Origin of the sequence: Mesorhizobium sp. ESP-6-4 (assembly GCF_020164735.1) — a bacterium.
In the GTDB taxonomy this organism is placed as follows: Bacteria; Pseudomonadota; Alphaproteobacteria; order Rhizobiales; family Rhizobiaceae; genus Mesorhizobium.
The window spans coordinates 453509-471685 of record NZ_JAIUGS010000002.1; the positions used below are offsets into that span (position 1 = coordinate 453509).

Sequence of the window (18177 nt, forward strand, 5' to 3'; positions counted from 1 at the left end):
CTTTCCTTCTCCCCATGCGGGAGAAGGTGGCCGCGAAGCGGCCGGATGAGGGGTGCTCCAGGGAACGCCAGCGCGTCTCTCCGCTGGAACACCCCTCATCCGTCTCGGCGCTGCGCGCCGATCCACCTTCTCCCACAAGGGGAGAAGGGAAAGGTTTGCCATGTCCCGCCACGTTACGTTCATGACTATCGACGATGCCGGGCATTACACGCCCGAGCAGCGCGCAGAGATCGTCGCTGCCTTTCCCGAGCACGAGCGCGAGGCGCGCGCGAAAGGCATTCCGGTGCTGGGCTCCGGCCGCATCTTCCCGGTGGCGGAGGAGACGATCGCTTGCGAGCCCTTCAAATTGCCGCGCTGGTGGCCGCGCATCGGCGCCCTCGATTTCGGCTGGGACCATCCTTCGGCCGCGGTCGAGCTGGCCTGGGATACCGAAGCCGATGTCGTCTATGTGACGAAAGCTCACCGGGCTTCGCAGCAGACGCCGGCGATGCAGGCGCTGGCGCTGAAGGGCTGGGGCGACTGGCTGCCCTTCGCTTGGCCGCGCGATGGCCGCCGTGAAACGCTGGAAGGCGCCGGTGTGGCGCTGGCAATGCAATATGCCGCCCACGGGCTGAACATGCTGACCAGCCACGCCCGCTTCGCCGACGGCTCGGTTTCGGTCGAGGCCGGGCTGATGGAAATGCTCGACCGCATGCAGTCCGGCCGCTTCAAGGTGTTTTCCACCCTTCACGCATGGTTTGAGGAATTCAGGCTTTTTCATCGAAAGAACGGCCAAGTGGTGAAGCTGCGTGACGATCTCATGGCCGCGACACGCTATCGAAAGCTTACGCTCGCCTATGTCAGCGGCGCCGGCACTTTGCCGACCAGCACCGACGGCATCTGGCTGATCTTCACCCGCGCTGGCGACAAGGGCGCGGATGGCACCGGCGTGGGTGACTTCACAGGCCCGGCCTCCTCGGTGACCGATAACATCGTCACCTTCGCCGGCACCACGGGGAAGGCCGGTAAGGACAGTGGCGTGGCAGTGGGAAGCCTTGTGGCAGGGCCGGCCTCGGCAGCGGCCGACAACATCGCCACATTCAACGGCACGACGGGCAAGCTGGTGAAGGACAGCGGCGTGGCGGTGGCAAGCCTGGCGCCGAAAGTCAATGCCTCTTTCACCGGCACCTTCAGTCCGCCGGCGAACGCCATAGCACTGAACACCCTGGCTGACAGCGCTGCGGTGTCGGTCCTCGGCCGATCGGCCAATTCGAGCGGCACGCGCGCGGATATCGCGGCCGGGTCGGATGACACTCTGCTGCGGCGCGTGTCCTCGGCGCTGGGTTTCGGCCAGTTGACGGCAGGCATGGTGCCGGCCGGGCTGGTGACCTATGCCATGCTCGCTTCGGCGGCGATCGCGTCGAACAGCGAATTCCAGCTCGGCACGGCAAGCAAGCTTCTCACGGCGGCCGCATTAAAGTCGACCGTAGCCTACCAGACACTTACGTCCGGCGCGTCGGTCTCGTGGGATATGTCGCTTGGCAACAACGCTTCGTTGGCTGCGTCGACGAACGTCACGATCGGCAATCCGACAAATGCGGTGCCCCAGTTCGGCTTCGTGCTCAAGATCACCGCCGTGACGTCCGCACGCACCGTGAGCCTAAGCGCAAATCTTGTGCCAGCGGCCGGCGTCGAGAGCTTTCCGATCACCATCCAGACGACGGAAACCGTCTTCCTGGCCGGCTTTGTCGACACGGCGAGCCGCCTTGTCATCACCAGCGTTTTGAGAACCTAACAGGAGAACCCGATGTCCCTTCTCGTTCGTAAGATCAATGACCTTTGGCAGGAGTGGCACGCCTCCTCGATCGTGACCCAGATGGTCGGTACCTATACCGCCATCTACGGGGATGGCCGGCAAGTGGAGACGCCATGCGATCCTTATCCTGTTGAAATCCAGATGAACGGCGACAGCCTGCGCTGCTTCTACGACCAGGGCCTTTGGACGATCGACGAAGTCGAGGCGCTGGGCGGCAGGATTGCTGTGCCGTTCATAGTGCCGGAAGGAAAACAGGTTGTCGGCGCACCGTCCTATGTGGAAACCGATGGCGTGATCCAGCAGGTCTACGAAATCGAGGACACCCCGCCGCCACCGGAGCCGCCGACGGCAGAGGAGAAGGTGGGCACCATGCTGGCGAATTTCGATGTGTCGATCAGCGAGCTGAAGTCCGTGCTGGGGCTGGGCCTGTAGGATGCTGCCCGGCATCATCCCGGCCACAGCCCGGCCGCGCTATCGGGCGAATGCCGTCAATTTCGACGGCACGACCACCGTCCTTTCGCGCGGCGGAGGGCTTACCGGCGCAGTGGACGGCAATTCGTTGTTGGCCTCGCTTTGGTTCAAAAAATCATCTGACGCGGTATCAGGAACCGCACTTGGCGGTATTGGGGTAGCGGGGGCGACGGGTTCTCGTGTGTTCTTGGCGCTGGGAGGCTCCGGGGCTGTTCAAGCTTCTGTCAGCAACTCATCGGGGACCGTTATCGGCGACATGCGTTCTTCCGCGTCGTACTTTGTGGCGTCGGGTTGGTGTCATTTCTTGGTGTCATTCCAGCTCGCCAGCACAGCGACTCGCTGGCTGTACATGAATGACGTTTCCGATTTGGCGACGGTGCCAACGTACGCGACTGGATCGACCGTCGATTGGACGCTGGTCGACTGGTTCATAAGCGGCGGCGGAACGGGAAATTTGAAATATCCGGGCGATATGGCTGACTTGCTGGTGTGGCCGACTTACCTCGACCTTTCGGTAGTAGCTAATAGGCGACTGTTCATCGATTCCATCAAGAAGCCAGTTGACCCAGCCGTGGCGGTCGCGGCTCTGGGGACACCTTTGATCCGTCTCAGCGGCCCCACTTCGGGATGGCCGACCAACAAAGGCGGGGGTGGCGGGTTCACGTTATCGGGTACGCTGGCCGACGCGACGACAAGGCCTGGGGACTAGTTGACCAGTCCGAAATAAAAGCCGGCTAGCGCCACCCCCAAAACAACATTCAATACAAGCGATCCGACCAGCGCCCACAGGAGCAAGTTTGGCTCCTCGCTTAATAAGGTCTCGCCATCCAGTATTTCGCCTGCTCGCAGGTTCTCTTCCATTTCGCGCGCCAGTCTCTGTTTGGCGCACAGTTTAGCAGCTTCCCCATCAAAGCCAACATTGACTGCCCCTCCCGGCGGAAAGGAACCCCCATGGACCGCAACTTTGCGCGTGCCCTTTCGCTCGTCCTCACCTCCGAAGGCGGCTGGTCCGACAACCCCGCCGACCCCGGCGGTGCGACCATGAAGGGCGTTACGCTCGCCAATTTCCGCCGCTACGTCAAAGCAGACGCCACGAAGGCCGATCTGCGCGCCATCTCGGATGACCAAGTCGCCACCGTCTACCGCCGTTTCTATTGGGATGCTGTGGTGGGCGCTCAGCTCCCCGGCGGCATCGACTACGCGCTCTTCGACTTCGCCGTGAACAGCGGGCCGGGCAGGGCGGCGAAGTATCTTCAAGGTGTGCTCGGTGTTGTTCAGGATGGCCGCATTGGCCCGGCCACGCTGGCGGCGGTGAGGGCAAAACCCGCCGGCGTCGTCATCGATGCGCTGTGCGACGCGCGGCTCGCCTTCCTGGAAAAACTATCGACCTGGCCGAGCTTCGGCCGGGGCTGGAGCGTCCGAGTCGCCTCCGTGCGCCGGCAGGCGCTGCTGATGTCGGCCGCGCCGTCGGCGACTGAGGGATACGCTTCGCCGAGGCCGGCATCCACCGATGACGTCCCGCTAGCCGCAGCGTCTGCCGGCGTCGGATTGCCTGCCGCCGGCGAGGCGCCCACTCTGCCACACAAATCCGCATCGGGTGCCAAGGTAGCCGGCATTCTCACCCTGATCGCGCTGGCGCTCGGCTCGCTCATCGCCTGGACCGCGCATCTTCCTTGCAATCTTTTCGGAGTGCTCTGCCGATGACTGCCGTTATCATCCGCGTCGCCCTGCGCTATTGCGCGGGCGTGCTTGTCGCGCGCGGCCTTCTGGGCGCCGACGACGCCTCGGCATTCTCTGCCGATCCCGACATTCAAATGGCGCTGGAGACCGGCCTCGGTCTTGCCATCGCCGCCGCGGCCGAGTGGTGGCATCTGCTCGCGCGCCGGTTCGGCTGGGAGCATTGACCATGGAAAATCTGAAAGCTCTGCTCACCGCCTGTATCGAAGCCGCCAGCCCGTATGTCGTTATCGGCGCCGCCTGCTTTGTCGCCGGTCTTCTCATCGGAGCGCTGCTATGAGCGCGCTGCTGGCATGGCTTCTCACCAATCCGACAATCCTGGCGATCGGAGCCGGCCTTGTCGGCGCGCTCGGCTGGGGCTTCCGCCAGCGCCTCGCAGGCGCAAGGGCTGAGCGCAGCAAGCAGGCCGACGCCGAGGCCGCGGCCCGGGATGTCGCCGACCAGGTCGACAACGATGTCGGCGCTTTGCCGGCTGACGCGGTCAGAAAGGAGCTGAAGTCATGGGCAAGGGATTGATCGTCGCCGCCATCGTCGCCGCGCTCGCCGGCTGCACGACGGCCAGGGGCAGCTTCTGCGCCGTCGCGCCGCCGATGCGCCTCTCTGCCAGCGCGGTCGATGCCTTGTCCGACCAGGAGGCGAGGGCGCTGCTTGCGCACAACCGCAAGGGCGAAAAACTCTGCGGCTGGAGGCCGTGATGCATGACATCTTCGATCTTCTCGGCATCAAGGGCCAGGTCGTGGCAGCGGGGCTCGCCGGCGGCGTGCTGCGGGCGCTGTCGCGCCATCGCTACAAGCTGCGCGAGATGATTGCCTCGCCCATCTGCGGCGCCTTGGCCGCCGCCTATCTGACATTGCCTGTCGTCGCTTGGGTCCGGGCAAGCGGCCTGCCAATTCCCGCCGCCGACGACACCACCACGCTCGCCGCAGCCTTCCTCATCGGAGTCTCGGCCATGTGGATCTCGGACATCGTTTTCGAGGTGGTCGTGCGAAGATTCAAACAAACGCCGGATTCCTGATCGCGGCGGACCGACACCGTGCAGGCATCGAGACATCGACCGGGAGATCGTCCACACGATACCAAGATGACGGTATCAGCGGTTTGCCCGCTCGAGCCGCTGGAAGAATCCAGGCGCAACGCCTATCTATGGAGCAATCCAAAGGAGGTACGACATGGCTTCTTCCACCGAGCGTGCGGTCCTTGCCGGCGGCTGCTTCTGGGGCATGCAGGATCTGATCCGGCGCTTGCCCGGCGTGATCTCGACGCGAGTGGGCTACAGCGGCGGCGATGTCCCCAACGCCACCTACCGCAACCACGGCACCCACGCCGAGGCGATCGAGATCATCTTCGATCCGGCCAAGACCAGCTTCCGCACGCTGCTCGAATTCTTCTTCCAGATCCACGATCCGACGACGAAGAACCGCCAGGGCAATGATATCGGCGCGAGCTATCGCTCGGCGATTTTCTATACCAGCGATGAACAGAAACGGATCGCCGAGGACACGATAGCCGATGTCGACGCGTCCGGCCTGTGGCCTGGCAAGGTCGTCACCGAGCTCGCTCCGGTCGGGCCCTTCTGGGAAGCCGAGCCCGAGCATCAGGACTATCTCGAGCGCTATCCCAACGGCTACACCTGCCATTTCGCACGGCCGGGCTGGAAGCTTCCGGTTCGTCAACAGGCGGCCGCGTCATAATCAGCGACCGCGGTGTGTTGACATAGTCTTCACACGCTTTGATCTGCCCGCCGTGCCGGAAGGCATGGCGGGCTTTTTTGCGTTCCGGCTGGTTGTCCCGGCCCGGCGGGCCTTAGCCCTTGGCTCGGCGGCCTTCGTGTTCGTGGTTGCCGATCCAGTGGGCGCGGATGCGGTCGCTGGCTTCGAGATAAGCCATGTCGATCAGGTAGGTCAGAAGCTTCTCGCCATCGGCCTCCGCCTTCTGGCGAAGTTCTCGCAGGATTCCCTGCGCAAATTGCAGGTTTTCCATTTTGCTAGGCTGGTCCATGGGTGCCCCCAAATGTCGGTGCGGTAAGTTTGGCTCACTATGCTTGTACGAAGATTATCGCCTCGCTCGCGGTGAAGCTGTACTCGGTTGCACTGAGGACGCCCGATCAACGAAGCTGTTGGACATCGCGCGGAAATGTCGATATTTTACGCGCCCAATCGGATGGCGACCATGCACGAAGACGAGGGCAGCACTCCTGACAAGTTGCAAGCCATGCTTGACGTGATCGCCAGGAGCGAGCCCCCAAGCGAGAGCGGGCAGGCCGATTTCGGCCGATTGAAAGCCGACGCCGCCAAGGCTGCCGGCGTGTTGATCGAATTTTACGGCGATGCAGCCCTGGAGCGGGCCAAGCTCATAGAGCGCCGGTCGCCCCAGTCGCATTTTGCGCGCATGGTCGTGGCTGAAGTCGGCCGGCACGGCAAGCGAAATTGACCCGCGAGCAATCGGCGAAAGCTGCTTCAAGACGATCTTCGCCTCCCCAGCCTTGCGCTAAGCCGCTGCTCGACCTCTTCCTCGATGTTATCCAGGAGATAGGACATCAGGTCGTGTCCGATCGACCGCGCTAGGTCCTTGGCTTGCCCGACATGGTTGCGGATCTCGCGCAGCGCCTGCTCTTCGCACGCGGCGTCGTCCGTCAAATCGACGAACCAGCCGGGATAGAGCGCTGCCTCGCCTGTCCCGTCAACATAGCATTGGCCGACGGCCAGGATCTTGCGCAACCCCATCTTCTCGGAATGGACCCTATAGACCTCCCTGAATGCGGACCTGCGCTCCACGGCCTTGCGGATCGCCAGCCGAACCCGTGAACGATCGTCCTGATCGATGCTTTGCATGCATCGTTCAAGCGAAGCGCCATGAGAGAACTCATCGAGTGTCAGACCGAAATAATCTGAAAGATTGGCGTCGCCATAAACGCGGTCGCGCTTGATGTCCCAGGTCCAGAACCCGTCGATCGGTGGATACCGCATGTGCATGTTGCGGCCGTGTTCAGGCGCCGACGTCATGAAAACCGCCCCGTCCGGTTTCAAGCTTTGGCAGCACTATGTCGCAAAAACGGTAAGAAACAAACATGGCCTTTTGTACAAGGCCGGAAGTCATAAGACTTGCTGCCACTGGCAATTCGGGGATGTCATGCTGATATAACCGGAAAGACGGCGAAGAAAAATTTCTCGAGCCGAAAGAATTTTCACTTTGATGTTGCAACTGCCGCTTGGCGTTTTACGCGAAAACGCGGCGGACAAGCAGGCGAAACAACCCCGGAGGCTGTATTTCCGCAAGAGGCATGGTTGAAAATTCTTATATTTTGTAAAAAGAATAAAACTCTTTGCGTGCTGCTGCAGGGAGCCACAAGCCGGCTTGCCGCCTCATATTTGCAGCATCTCCAAATGCTAGCGTCAGCCGATTGACCGGCAAACCGACCGGTGGTTGAAAAACGCGAAACTTCGAGAAAAGCCCGCGCATATCAGTCCGCGGCTGGGCGTCCTCCCGGACGTCCGAAGCCGTCACCAGACTGAAGGTCTCTGTCGTTCAGACTAAAGTCTGCCAAGAGATCAACCTAAGCCAGTCTTTGCCGCGGCTCCAGGTCGGCTTCAGCGCTTGCGGCCGAATCATCGGCGATCCGGTCATGCTCGAACTGGCGCGCCGTGGGCAGGGCCTGCAACCAGGGCTCGCGGCGTCCGATCCAGAGTTCATAGCTCGGCACCAGCCCTTCGGTTGGCGCAACGTCCAGGCTACCGATCGTCACTTCGGCCTCGTCGTGGCCAACGAACGGAACGCGGCTTCCGCAGGTGGGGCAAAAGCTCCGAGCGCCATAGCTGCTGGTGATGCCGGTGGTTTCGAACGCTTTTAGCGGCCATACGGCGTAGGCATGGAAGGCCGATCCGCTTGTCTTGCGGCAGTCCTTGCAGTGACAGAGGCCGACCCGGAGCGGCTCCCCAGTGACGCGGAACTGCACCCCGCCACACAGGCAACTCCCGCTGCGCGCGATTTCAGGCATTGCTGTTCCTCCTGCGGCTATGCACAGAGCCAATTTCGCTCGCCCCGGCAGGTCCCGCTGCCCGCTGCTAAAACCCGCAACAAGTTGCGATGGTTCCACGCCTGCGTGCAAGAAGCACGGTCAGTCGGGGAGGTTGATCGGCTCCTCGCACCGATAGACGCGGCACTCGCCGTCTTTGGTCGGAACCGTCGTCGACACAGGCACTTCCGGCCAGTCGCACTCATTGCCGAATTGCCGAACGAATCGGTCATAAGTATCCGCGCCTGTGCTCAAGACCACGGCACGATCACTTTTGATCAGCGTCTGCGTCTGCTCGCAAGTCATCGCGCGTGTGTCCGGCCGGGCGTAGGCGGCGCTCACGGTGCACAACATTGGGCCGGCGCACAACATTTTGCCTACGGCAAGTGCAATCAACAGGGTTCTCATGGGGACGCCAGGTTTTTGAAGTTTCCGGGTGTCGAATATGGATCGCGGCTAGAACACCGCAAGATATTTGAGCAGCGAAACGATTCCGATGATGATGACGATGATCTGCGCGATCTGGCGCGCGCGGGCATCGAGCGGCAGGCGTTGCACGAGGTAAAGCACCAGGATCACCACCAGGAAAGTGATCAATATGCCGATAAGGATCGATACGCCCATTTGCCTGCCTTCTTATCAAGATTGCCCGGATGGGCAGGCTCCAACGTTGCCGGCTGCGAAATGGTTCCAAGCGGATTGAGCCACCGATCGTGTCGTCCGAAAGCAGAAGCCGGCTTCGACGTCGGCGGAACATGCGCGCGGCTTGCGAGTTCACTTCCTCGATAGCAATGCGCGGGATCGCACTGTCAGAGAGGAAGAAACCATGGGCCTCGGCACGATTCTCATCATCATTCTCATTCTTGCCCTGCTTGGCGGCTTCAGCGGCTTAGGCGGAGGGCCTTTCTACGGCACCGGCTATTATGGCGGCGGCGGCCTCGGACTCGTCCTGGTCATCGTGATCATCCTGGTGTTGCTCGGCCGCATCTGACGGCCCACGATGCGACCAGGCCTCAGAGTGTCGCCAGCGCGTCCCTCAGCTTCGCCGCCGGGCGGTTGCCTCGCGGCTGGCGTCGCGGTTCCCGATCTGCGTTTCGGCTAGTTTTGGCGGGCTAGGCGGCGATCAGCGCGACGACGGCAAGGAGCGGAAGCATTTGCCGTCGCAGGGCGCATCGCAGTCAGATGATCATTGCTGCCACCGAACAGGATTCGGCGGCGTTGCGGTCGACCGGCGGCCGATCCGCGAATCCCGCTAGCCCTCGCGCCCACTGCATTCGAGGCACACTATACTGTGTCCCGGACAATTCAGCCGGTGCGTGCCCTCTGGGCAGCAATGGCCGTTCGAGCTCAGCCAGCGCGCGCAAACGAAAACCTTCTTGGCCCCGTGACAGCGGGAGCATTCCTGCGGACGCATCAGTTCCTCCCGTGACGGGACGCCATGTTCCGCCTCAACGACCGTGTTCATCCGTTTAGTCCCCAACGCCTGGATTATCGGTCACATATGTTAATTCACTATTCTTTACATTAGGGTTTATGAATGTGAAAGGCGAGAAAGCGACATAAGGCTTTCACGCGCTTGTGCGCTTTCCCTTTGCGCTGGCGTTGTTAAATGTGGTGCCGCCCGATGCGTCGACGGATCAGGGCACGCAAAGGGAACCTTCTTGCAATGACATGGACCGGCGCGGGCGCGCTTTTCATCCTCGTGCTCACCTATGCCGGCGTCGCCGTCGGCCGTATTCCGGGCCTGCGGCTCGACCGCGCCGGCATCGCGTTGCTGGGCGGCGCCGCCATGATCGCCATCGGCGCGATCGGCATCGAGGATGCCTACAGAGCCATCAATTTCGACACCATAACCTTGCTGCTCGGCATGATGATCGTCGTGGCGCATCTGAAGGTCTCGGGCGCGTTTCGGGCGCTCGGCGGCTTTGCCATCGAGCATGCCCACGCGCCCTTCATGCTTTTGGTAATGGTGACGCTGCTGACCGGCGCGCTCTCGGCCTTCCTGGTCAATGACGCGATCTGCCTGGTGATGGCGCCGATCGTCGTGCACGTCACACGAGTCATCAACCGCAACCCGGTGCCTTATCTCATCGCTACCTGCACGGCCTCGAACTGCGGCAGCGTCGCCACCATCACAGGCAACCCGCAGAACATGGTGATCGGTGCGCTGTCCGGCATTTCCTATCCGGCTTTCACGCTGGCGCTCGCGCCGGTGGCGCTGTTCGGCCTGCTCTGCGTCATCGTCATCGTGCGCATCGTCTACCGGGCCGAATTCTCCCGCCCTGCCGAACTCAGCCCGGAAGTCTATCGCGGCCGCATGCTGCCCGGGCAGGTGCTGAAGGCCACCATCGTCTGCGTGTTGCTGGCGCTCGCCTTTTTCGCCGGCGTTCCCGTCGCGAAGGCGGCGCTCATTGCCGGCGCCTTCCTGCTGGTCACGCGGGCAATCAAGCCGCGGCGCATTTACCGCGAGATCGACGGACCGCTGCTCTTCATGTTCGCCGGCTTGTTCGTGGTGGTGGCGGGTGCCGAGCGCACCTTGCTCACGCCCGACATGATCGCCTGGGCCAAGAACATCGGACTCGACGATGTCTGGCGGCTCTCCGGCTTCACCGCGGTGCTTTCCAACATCATGAGCAATGTGCCGGCGGTGCTGGCGCTCCGGCCCTTCGTTCCTGGGCTGGAAAACCCGGCGCGCGCCTGGCTGGTCGTGGCGATGAGCTCGACGCTTGCCGGCAATTTCACGCTGCTCGGCTCGGTTGCCAATCTAATCGTCGCCGAGCAGGCAAAAGCTGCCGGCAAGGAGCTTTCCTTCTCGGCTTTCTTTAAGGTCGGCCTGCCGCTGACGCTGGTGACGCTTCTTGCCGGAACCGCCTGGCTGGCCTGGGCCTGAAGACGCTGTCCCTTCGGACCGCCTGATCGAGGGCGCCGCGGCGACATGACCGGCGGCAGCGTCTCGACCTGGCAGTCGGCTTGCCGGGGTGAGGGCCTTGCTTAGGCCACCGCCTTCAACGGCACCCTGTCTGCCTGCTGCAGGCGTGCGGCGGCCGCGAGCAGGTCGGTCTGGGTGATCAGGCCGAGGATGCGCCGCTCGGCATCGACGATCACCACCGCATGGCTTCGCCCGTCGGTCAGCACCGGTAGCAGGCTCATCGCCGGGGTGTCGGGAAGGGCGGTGCCGGCCTTAGACATCACCCCTTTGACCGTGTCGGTCGCCCTTGTCAGCTCGCGCAGGCCGACCGCGCCGGAGAGCCGACCGTCCGCGTCGATCACCGGCAAGGTGCGGATATTGTGGTCGATCAGCTGTTTGCGCGCGTCGTCGGCCGAGGCCTTTTCCGCCACGGAGATCACATCGCGCGACATGATGTCTTTGCAAAGCAGCGTACGCTGCGAGCGCACCATGGCCTGCAACTCGACCTGGCGCAGCAGGCGCTCCAGGTCGTCACGGTCGATGTCGAAGGTCTCGTCGAGCGCCGAGAGGGCGGCGTCGACATCCTCGGGCCGGAAGCCGACGCGCTCGGCCGGCGGCCGGTCGGCGGTGCCGTGGCCGCGGGCGGTGGGCACGTGCACATGGGGATAGTTGCGCCGCGACAGCTTGTGGAAAAGGAAGCCGAGCGCAACCAGGATGGTCGAGTTGAGTGCTACCGGCACGAAGGGAAACAGGAAGCCCGCGGCGGCTACGGCCGGCCCGCCGAGCACGCCGGTAAGCGCCGCTGCGCCGCCCGGCGGATGCAATGAGCGCGTGAACGACATGGCGGCGATCGCCAGTGCCACCGCTAGGCCGGAGGCGATCACCGTGTCATGCACAAAATGCGCCACCGTCACGCCAACCAGCGCCGAAATCGTGTTGCCGCCGATGATCGACCAGGGCTGCGCCAGCGGGCTCGAGGGAACGGCAAAGAGCAGCACCGCCGAAGCGCCCATTGGCGCCACCAGCATCGCCACAAGCGGGCCGCTACCCATGGCGAGCCCGCTGATCATGCCGGTGAGCGCGATACCGATGGTAGCGCCGATGCAGGCAAGCAGCCGCTCGCCAAGCGTCGCGCCAGCAAGGATCGGAACGAAAAGGCGAAACGCCATGGCAGGCCCTGGATCGAAGAGGTGGAATTGCGTTGCCCGCAATGCCGCTGAAGCCGCGGATTTGAAAGCCAAACCAATCCGTAGATTCGCCGCTGAAGGGAATATTATTGCACAGCGATCCGCGCAGGACGCGCCGCCAGCGGCCTCGGCTTTCTCAATCGCGCCAAGCCTTTACGACGGTTTGCAGAGTCGGTTCGGCAATTCGCCCGAATGTCTGGCCTAGGCGAAAGTGTGCGAGTGCGGCGCGCGGCGCTGAGGCTGGGGCATGGGAGGATTGCTGCAAGGTCAAGCGAGGCGCTGCGCGCGCCTCGCTCTCGGATAGCTAGGGCGCCACCTCGACATGGCCTTTCATGTTGGGATGGAAGCGGCAGAAATAGTCCGCTGTTCCCGCCGCCTTCAGCGTAACCTTGCCCTTCGACTTTGCCGGGATCATCACGTCCCAGCCGCCTTTCACCGTCGCGGTGTGGGCGATCACGTCCTTGTTCGTCCACTCGATCGTATCGCCGACCTTGGCCTGAATGTTTGCGGGCGAGAAGACCAGCTTGTCGATCGTTATCTCGATCGTCCCCGCGAACGCCGGCGATGCGATGAGCGCCAGCGCCAGAGTGAGCAAAGCAATTCCTGGAAAAGTGTGAAACGGTTGGGCGCAGCGACTTCGCCGTAGCCTTCCGTCAGGAATTGCCTCAAAACAAAGCAATAGCAGCCTCATTTCAACATGCCGGCGACGTGTTCGGCATGTTGCTGATGCCCCCGGAAAATCTTGAGGCCGGTCTCCAGCAGGTCCTTCAGTTCGGCATTGCTTGCCGAGGGGATAAGCAAGGTTTCGAGCGCGCCGTTGACCTGTTTGTGATAGGCCACTTCGTTCTCGATATAGGCCTTGTCGAAGGCGGCACCCTTGAGCTTCGCCAGCTTGGCGTCTTCTTCCTTCGCAGCCTTGGTCAGGGCCTTGCTGGTGTCGTTGTCCTCGGGCGTGACCTTCAGCTTCTTCACGAGGTCGAGCGCCTGCTTGTTCACCGCCTCGTGGTCGCGCTCCATGTCTTTGGCGAAGTCGACGACCTCCTTGTTCTTGGACTTCTTGATCGCCAGTTTGGCCGCTTCGATGTCGAGCGTGCCGGCCGTATAGGCAATGTGGGCGATCTGCGGATCGGTGGGCTTTTCGGCGGCTAGCGCCAGTGGCGCCGTGCTCACGAAGAAAAGAGCGGCGAGGGCGGCGGTTGATCGCATGAACATGGCATCTCCTTCGCCCGACGGCGCTGGCCTCGGGCTTCATTTGAGGTTGACGGTAGATTGGATGCCGGACGCGTCAAAACGTTCCCGGGAAAGTTAGACCTCGAAATCCAGCCTTTTCATCACCGCCTGCGTCAGCCGCTCGCAACGCCGGCCTGCAAAGGGGAAGGCGTCGAGCAGCACCGGACCGATCTCGTCGTCCAGTGCCTTTCGCACCAGCGTTCGCGCCCGGTGCAGCCTGGTCTTCACCGTCTCGGGCCTCACGCCGAGAAAATCGGCGGTTTCCTCGATGCTCAGGCCCTCGATGACGCGGGCGACGAACACGGTGCGATAGACATCGGGAAGGCTGTCGGTCGCCCGTTCGACAAGCCTCAGAATCTGCCGCTGCGCCATCGTCCGCTCCGGATCGTCGCCTGGGTTCAAGTCGGTTGGATTCAAGGGAAACCGGATGATCTGCGCCTCCGGGTTCTCATGCATGGCCGCGACGCGCTTGCGCTTGCGCAGCCGGCCGAGCGCTTCGTTGATGACGATGCGCGACAGCCAGGTGGAGAGCGAAGCCTCGCCGCGAAAGCTGCTCAGACTGGCGAAGGCGCGCAAATAGGCCTCCTGCACGATGTCCTCGGCCTCCGCGTCGTTGCGCACCACGCCGCGCGCGATGCGGTAGAGTCGCTGGTTGTACGTTTTGATGATGGCACGGAACGCATTCGGATCGCGCGCAAGCGCCCGGCGAACCAATGGCATGTCGCCGGCTTCGGCCGTACCGACCTCGGCGGTTTCGATGGCGGGCTTTATCATCGCGCCCGATCTCCCGACAGATGTTGCATCCACGGTTGGATGCGCCTGCCGACAAAAGGTTCCCGAGCTGGCTGCACGGCCCCATGCTACCGCTTCGACCGAGGCTTGTCTGCCGCCGGTGCGGATTCCGTGCCGATCAGCCTGTCATCCGGCTGCGGCGGCCGCCGCGAGCCCGCGCAGAATGTCGGCCTTGAGATCTTCGACATCCTCGAGCCCGACCTGCAGGCGGATCAGCGAGCCGGCATACGAGCCTTTGGCAAGCATGCGGTCGCCGAGGAAGACCGGAACGGCGAGGCTTTCATAGCCGCCCCAAGAATAACCGAGGCCGAAGATCTTGAGCGCATCGAGAAAGGCGTGCTGGGCCTTCTGGCCGCCGCCGTTGAGCACGATCGAGAAGACGCCGCTCGAGCCGCAGAAATCGCGCTTCCAGAGCGCATGGTCGGGATGGCTTTCCAGCGCCGGATGCAGCACCTGCGCGATCCCAGGCTGCTCCTCCAGCCAGCGCGCGATGTCGAGCGCGCTCTTGCGGTGATGCTCGAGCCGCACGCCCATCGTGCGCAGGCCGCGCAGCACTTGGTAGATATCGTCGGGACCGGAACAGCAGCCCAACGCGCAAAACCCATCATAAAGCTTTGTCCAGCAGGCGTTGTTGGCCGAAACCAGGCCGAGCAGCACGTCGGAATGACCGGCCGGATATTTCGTCGCCGCGTGGATCGAGATGTCGACGCCATGGTCGAGCGGCTTGAAATAGAGCGGTGTCGCCCAGGTGTTGTCCATCATCACGATGGCGTTCGCCGCATGTGCAGCCTTGGAGATCGCCGGGATGTCCTGCACCTCATAGGTGTTCGATGCCGGCGATTCGGTGAACACTACCCTTGTGTTTGGCTTGATCAGCGAAGCGATGCCGGCGCCGATGCGCGGCTCGTAATATTCGATCTCGACGCCGAGCCGCTTCAGCATCGTGTCGGCGAAGTGGCGCGTCGGGTGGTAGACGCTGTCGACGATCAACAAGTGATCGCCCGCGGCAAGGAAGGTGAGCAGCGGCACCGTCACCGCCGCCAGTCCGGAAGGCACCGCGATCGTGCCGGCAGAGCCTTCCAGCGCATCGACGGCGAGCGTCAGCGCGTCCATCGTCGGGGTGCCGCGGGTGCCGTAAGTGTATTTCTGGCTGCGCCCAGCCATCGAAGCGGCGTCGGGATAAAGCACTGTCGAGGCATGCACGACCGGCGGGTTGACGAAGCCGAAATAGTCGCGCGGGTTGTTGCCGGAATGGGCAAGCAGCGTGTTGATGCCCATCTCGATGCCGTCTCTAGCCATGGTTCGTCGCCTATCGAATGATGTCAGGGGACCAGCCATAAAGCGGCTGCAAAGCCGGCGCAACCGCGCCGCGCCATCCAAAAGTCGGTCTTCCGCTGGGCCAATCCAAAGGCGCTCAAGCCCAGTAAAGAACGCTATTGCCGCAGCGGATTCTGCCGCAGGAGCACGGATTCGCGACGCCGCGACTTGACTGATTTGTTCGCATCGCCTGCCGGTTTCATGTGCTCTTGTCCGCAATTCTGGCATTTGCGGCAATTGCTTTCAAACCTCTGAGGAATCGGTCATTTCCCTTGACCTCACAGGAATAATCGCCTTCGATGCGTTTCGTGAATGGGAGGCAGCGCATCGCAACCGATGCGGGTCCCGGGAGTGGGCCTTGGAGTGGGAGCTGCATTCACAAACGAAAAAAGATCAAGCGTCGCCTGGCGATAGGGGCGCCTGTAACAGAAAAGGGTCTGTGGGTCATGAAACACATTGCAATCGGCATTCTTGGCGTCGCCGCGCTCGGGTTCATGGCGTCTGCCGCCTCGGCCGGCACGCTCGATACCGTGAAGCAGAAGGGCTTTATCCAGTGCGGCGTCTCGACCGGCCTCGCCGGCTTCTCGGCGCCGGACGACAAGGGCGACTGGAAGGGCATCGACGCGGACTTCTGTCGCGCCGTTGCGGCCGCTGTCTTCGGTGACGGCTCCAAAGTGAAGTTCACGCCGTTAAGCGCCAAGGAGCGTTTCACCGCCTTGCAATCGGGCGAGATCGACATCCTGTCGCGCAACACCACCTGGACCAGCAACCGCGACAGCGCGCTCGGCCTCGATTTTGTCGGCATCACCTACTATGACGGCCAGGGCTTCATGATCAACGCCAAGAAGCTGCCCGGCGTGAACTCCGCGCTGCAGCTTTCGGGCGCCGCCGTGTGCGTGCAGAGCGGCACCACCACCGAGCTCAATCTCGCCGACTACTTCAAGAAGAACAAGATGGAGTACAACCCCGTCGTGTTCGAGAAGCTCGAAGAGGTCAACGCCGCCTATGACGCCGGTCGCTGCGATGCTTACACCACCGACCAGTCCGGCCTTTATGGTATCCGTCTGACGCTCTCCTCGCCGGCCGACCATGTCGTGCTGCCCGAGATCATCTCCAAGGAGCCGCTCGGCCCGGCCGTGCGCCAGGGCGATGACCAGTGGGCGCATATCGCGCGCTGGACGTATTTCGCGCTGCTCAACGCCGAAGAAGCCGGCATCACGCAGGCCAATGTCGATGAGATGAAGACGTCAACCGACCCGAACATCCAGCGCCTTCTCGGCACTGAACCGGACGGCAAGTATGGCGCCGATCTCGGCCTCTCCAACGACTTTGTCGTCAACATCGTCAAGGCTGTCGGCAACTACGGCGAAATGTTTGAGCGCAATGTCGGCTCGGGCAGCCCGCTCAAGATCGCGCGCGGCATCAACGCGCTGTGGACCAAAGGCGGCCTGCAATACGGTCCGCCGATCCGCTGATTGAAACGTGATCCGGGAGGCAGGTCGTCTGTCTCCCGGTTTCTCTTTCCAGAGGACGGTCCATGGCTTCGCAGGAAATCCTTCGCGAGGAGCCGAGTCGCGGCTCCTTCATCAATGACCCGAGAATTCGCAGCCTGTTCTTTCAGACGCTGGTCGTGATCCTGCTGTTCAGTTCGATCTGGTGGATCGTCCACAACGTCATCGAAAACCTCCAGCGTCTGCACATCGCGTCGGGCTTCGGTTTTCTCAGGAGCAGGGCCGGCTTCGACATTTCCGACACGCCGATCGCCTATACGTCCGATTCGACCTATTTCCGCGCGCTGGTCGTCGGTTTGCTCAACACGATCATTGTCGCCGCCGCCGGCATCGTGCTTGCGACCATCGTGGGCTTCGCCATCGGCATCGGCCGCCTGTCGCAGAACTGGCTGATCCGCAAGATCTGCACGGTCTATGTCGAGATCTTCCGCAACATCCCACCGCTGCTGGTCATCTTCTTCTGGTATTCCGGCGTGCTGGCCGTGCTGCCGCCGCCGCGCGAGAGCATCCACCTGCCTTTCGGCTCGTTCCTCAACCAGCGCGGCTTCTATTTTCCGCGCGCCGTTTGGGGCGATGGCTCCTGGCTGATCGGCGTCGCACTGCTGCTCGCCATTGCAATGGTCTGGTTCGTCGCCCACAGGGCGCGACAGCGGCAGAAGGCGACGGGCCAGCAATTTCCGGTCTTCTGGACATCGGTCGCACTTATCGTCGGCCTGCCGGTGCTGGCCTTCCTGCTCGGCGGCATGCCGCTCACCTTCGATTTTCCGAAGCAATCGACCTTCAACCTGACCGGTGGCTTCTGGGTCAAGCCGGAATTCCTGTCGCTCTTGCTGGCGCTCTCCTTCTACACGGCGGCCTTCATCGCCGAGATCGTGCGCGCCGGCATCAGGGGCGTCAACAAAGGGCAGAGCGAAGCGGCGGCGGCGCTCGGCCTCCGCTCCGGTCCGATCCTGCGGCTGGTGGTCATCCCGCAGGCGATGCGCATAGTCATCCCGCCGCTCACCAGCCAGTATCTCAACCTGACCAAGAACTCCTCGCTGGCGATCGCTATAGGCTATCCGGACCTTACCGCCACCGCCGGCACGGTGCTCAATCAGACCGGGCAGGCGGTGGAGGGCGTTTTCATCATGATGATCGCCTATCTGGTGCTGAGCCTGGTGACGTCCTTTGTCATGAATATCGTCAATGCCAGAATGGCGCTGGTGGAGAGGTAGGGC

At 62.6% G+C, this 18177-nt stretch carries 26 protein-coding genes; 15 read left to right on the top strand and 11 right to left on the bottom strand.

The window, feature by feature from the left end; translation table 11 throughout:
• Nucleotides 1-160 precede the first annotated feature (160 nt).
• The 3 genes from LB523_RS29365 to LB523_RS05985 are packed head-to-tail and all read left to right on the top strand — an operon-like array spanning nucleotide 161 to nucleotide 2975.
• Nucleotides 161-1774 carry a terminase family protein gene (locus LB523_RS29365; protein WP_318011946.1) on the top strand — a complete coding sequence of 538 codons (1614 nt, stop codon included), beginning with the start codon at nucleotides 161-163 and terminating at the stop codon, nucleotides 1772-1774.
• 12 nt (nucleotides 1775-1786) lie between these two features.
• The gene (locus LB523_RS05980; RefSeq protein ID WP_224601460.1) at nucleotides 1787-2227 is read left to right on the top strand and encodes a hypothetical protein; all 441 of its coding nucleotides are present in this window, start codon (nucleotides 1787-1789) and stop codon (nucleotides 2225-2227) included.
• 1 nt (nucleotide 2228) lies between these two features.
• Nucleotides 2229-2975, top strand: a complete 747-nt coding sequence (locus tag LB523_RS05985; RefSeq protein WP_224530953.1) for a hypothetical protein — start codon at nucleotides 2229-2231, stop codon at nucleotides 2973-2975.
• Here the strand turns inward: LB523_RS05985 and LB523_RS05990 are convergent.
• A complete protein-coding gene (locus tag LB523_RS05990) occupies nucleotides 2972-3127 on the bottom strand; it encodes a hypothetical protein (protein ID WP_224601462.1) in 156 nt (51 codons plus the stop codon). The genes LB523_RS05985 and LB523_RS05990 overlap by 4 nt on opposite strands.
• Before the next feature lie 90 nt (nucleotides 3128-3217).
• Here LB523_RS05990 and LB523_RS05995 point away from each other — a divergent pair, with 90 nt between their 5' ends.
• The 6 genes from LB523_RS05995 (at nucleotide 3218) to msrA (ending at nucleotide 5694) form a co-directional block, all read left to right on the top strand.
• The gene (locus tag LB523_RS05995; RefSeq protein ID WP_224601464.1) at nucleotides 3218-3970 is read left to right on the top strand and encodes a glycoside hydrolase family 108 protein; all 753 of its coding nucleotides are present in this window, start codon (nucleotides 3218-3220) and stop codon (nucleotides 3968-3970) included.
• Nucleotides 3967-4170 carry a hypothetical protein gene (locus LB523_RS06000; protein WP_140840730.1) on the top strand — a complete coding sequence of 68 codons (204 nt, stop codon included), beginning with the start codon at nucleotides 3967-3969 and terminating at the stop codon, nucleotides 4168-4170. The genes LB523_RS05995 and LB523_RS06000 overlap by 4 nt, the downstream gene beginning before the upstream one ends.
• Nucleotides 4171-4279: 109 nt before the next feature.
• On the top strand, nucleotides 4280-4519 hold the full coding sequence (locus LB523_RS06005; RefSeq protein WP_224601466.1) for an ABC transporter permease: 240 nt from the start codon (nucleotides 4280-4282) through the stop codon (nucleotides 4517-4519).
• Complete coding sequence (locus tag LB523_RS06010; RefSeq protein WP_224601467.1) at nucleotides 4504-4698, top strand: hypothetical protein; 195 nt, start codon at nucleotides 4504-4506, stop codon at nucleotides 4696-4698. The genes LB523_RS06005 and LB523_RS06010 overlap by 16 nt, the downstream gene beginning before the upstream one ends.
• On the top strand, nucleotides 4698-5018 hold the full coding sequence (locus LB523_RS06015; protein WP_140545448.1) for a hypothetical protein: 321 nt from the start codon (nucleotides 4698-4700) through the stop codon (nucleotides 5016-5018). Before LB523_RS06010 ends, LB523_RS06015 begins: the two co-directional genes overlap by 1 nt.
• Before the next feature lie 154 nt (nucleotides 5019-5172).
• On the top strand, nucleotides 5173-5694 hold the full coding sequence (gene msrA / locus LB523_RS06020; RefSeq protein WP_095768415.1) for a peptide-methionine (S)-S-oxide reductase MsrA: 522 nt from the start codon (nucleotides 5173-5175) through the stop codon (nucleotides 5692-5694).
• A gap of 112 nt (nucleotides 5695-5806) precedes the next feature.
• On the opposite strand, the gene LB523_RS06025 is transcribed toward msrA, so the two are convergent.
• Nucleotides 5807-6001: a hypothetical protein gene (locus LB523_RS06025; protein ID WP_140840737.1), complete on the bottom strand. Its 195-nt coding sequence runs from the start codon at nucleotides 5999-6001 to the stop codon at nucleotides 5807-5809.
• 171 nt (nucleotides 6002-6172) lie between these two features.
• Here LB523_RS06025 and LB523_RS06030 point away from each other — a divergent pair, with 171 nt between their 5' ends.
• Nucleotides 6173-6433, top strand: a complete 261-nt coding sequence (locus LB523_RS06030; protein ID WP_224601470.1) for a hypothetical protein — start codon at nucleotides 6173-6175, stop codon at nucleotides 6431-6433.
• Between the two features lie 26 nt (nucleotides 6434-6459).
• On the opposite strand, the gene LB523_RS06035 is transcribed toward LB523_RS06030, so the two are convergent.
• Complete coding sequence (locus tag LB523_RS06035; RefSeq protein WP_095768417.1) at nucleotides 6460-7005, bottom strand: hypothetical protein; 546 nt, start codon at nucleotides 7003-7005, stop codon at nucleotides 6460-6462.
• Nucleotides 7006-7104: 99 nt separating this feature from the next.
• Here LB523_RS06035 and LB523_RS06040 point away from each other — a divergent pair, with 99 nt between their 5' ends.
• The gene (locus LB523_RS06040) at nucleotides 7105-7407 is read left to right on the top strand and encodes a hypothetical protein (protein ID WP_224601472.1); all 303 of its coding nucleotides are present in this window, start codon (nucleotides 7105-7107) and stop codon (nucleotides 7405-7407) included.
• Between the two features lie 149 nt (nucleotides 7408-7556).
• Here LB523_RS06040 and LB523_RS06045 read toward each other — a convergent pair whose 3' ends face one another.
• From LB523_RS06045 to LB523_RS06055, 3 genes are all read right to left on the bottom strand, one after another.
• Nucleotides 7557-7997, bottom strand: a complete 441-nt coding sequence (locus tag LB523_RS06045; protein WP_224601474.1) for a GFA family protein — start codon at nucleotides 7995-7997, stop codon at nucleotides 7557-7559.
• 120 nt (nucleotides 7998-8117) lie between these two features.
• Nucleotides 8118-8423, bottom strand: a complete 306-nt coding sequence (locus LB523_RS06050; RefSeq protein ID WP_224601476.1) for a hypothetical protein — start codon at nucleotides 8421-8423, stop codon at nucleotides 8118-8120.
• 48 nt (nucleotides 8424-8471) lie between these two features.
• Nucleotides 8472-8639, bottom strand: coding sequence for a Thivi_2564 family membrane protein (locus LB523_RS06055; protein WP_095768420.1), 168 nt, complete (start codon nucleotides 8637-8639; stop codon nucleotides 8472-8474).
• 202 nt (nucleotides 8640-8841) lie between these two features.
• On the opposite strand from LB523_RS06055, the gene LB523_RS06060 reads away from it, so the two are divergent.
• Together LB523_RS06060 and LB523_RS06065 are read left to right on the top strand one after the other, a co-directional pair.
• A complete protein-coding gene (locus LB523_RS06060; RefSeq protein ID WP_095768421.1) occupies nucleotides 8842-9006 on the top strand; it encodes a DUF3309 family protein in 165 nt (54 codons plus the stop codon).
• A gap of 675 nt (nucleotides 9007-9681) precedes the next feature.
• A complete protein-coding gene (locus LB523_RS06065) occupies nucleotides 9682-10905 on the top strand; it encodes an anion transporter (protein ID WP_140840747.1) in 1224 nt (407 codons plus the stop codon).
• A 101-nt stretch (nucleotides 10906-11006) separates the two neighbouring features.
• Here LB523_RS06065 and LB523_RS06070 read toward each other — a convergent pair whose 3' ends face one another.
• The 5 genes from LB523_RS06070 to LB523_RS06090 all read right to left on the bottom strand — a co-directional run bounded on the left by LB523_RS06070 (nucleotide 11007) and on the right by LB523_RS06090 (nucleotide 15431).
• The gene (locus LB523_RS06070) at nucleotides 11007-12092 is read right to left on the bottom strand and encodes an HPP family protein (RefSeq protein WP_224601478.1); all 1086 of its coding nucleotides are present in this window, start codon (nucleotides 12090-12092) and stop codon (nucleotides 11007-11009) included.
• A 322-nt stretch (nucleotides 12093-12414) separates the two neighbouring features.
• Entirely contained in the window at nucleotides 12415-12711 is a 297-nt protein-coding gene (locus tag LB523_RS06075) for a cupredoxin family copper-binding protein (protein WP_224601801.1), read from the bottom strand.
• An 86-nt stretch (nucleotides 12712-12797) separates the two neighbouring features.
• Nucleotides 12798-13322: a DUF4142 domain-containing protein gene (locus LB523_RS06080; protein WP_140840753.1), complete on the bottom strand. Its 525-nt coding sequence runs from the start codon at nucleotides 13320-13322 to the stop codon at nucleotides 12798-12800.
• 93 nt (nucleotides 13323-13415) lie between these two features.
• On the bottom strand, nucleotides 13416-14114 hold the full coding sequence (locus LB523_RS06085) for an RNA polymerase sigma factor (protein ID WP_224601480.1): 699 nt from the start codon (nucleotides 14112-14114) through the stop codon (nucleotides 13416-13418).
• A 144-nt stretch (nucleotides 14115-14258) separates the two neighbouring features.
• Nucleotides 14259-15431 carry a cystathionine beta-lyase gene (locus LB523_RS06090; protein ID WP_224601482.1) on the bottom strand — a complete coding sequence of 391 codons (1173 nt, stop codon included), beginning with the start codon at nucleotides 15429-15431 and terminating at the stop codon, nucleotides 14259-14261.
• A 464-nt stretch (nucleotides 15432-15895) separates the two neighbouring features.
• On the opposite strand from LB523_RS06090, the gene LB523_RS06095 reads away from it, so the two are divergent.
• On the top strand, nucleotides 15896-16924 hold the full coding sequence (locus LB523_RS06095; protein WP_140545460.1) for an amino acid ABC transporter substrate-binding protein: 1029 nt from the start codon (nucleotides 15896-15898) through the stop codon (nucleotides 16922-16924).
• Between the two features lie 62 nt (nucleotides 16925-16986).
• Complete coding sequence (locus LB523_RS06100; RefSeq protein ID WP_224544663.1) at nucleotides 16987-18174, top strand: amino acid ABC transporter permease; 1188 nt, start codon at nucleotides 16987-16989, stop codon at nucleotides 18172-18174.
• Nucleotides 18175-18177: the final 3 nt, after the last annotated feature.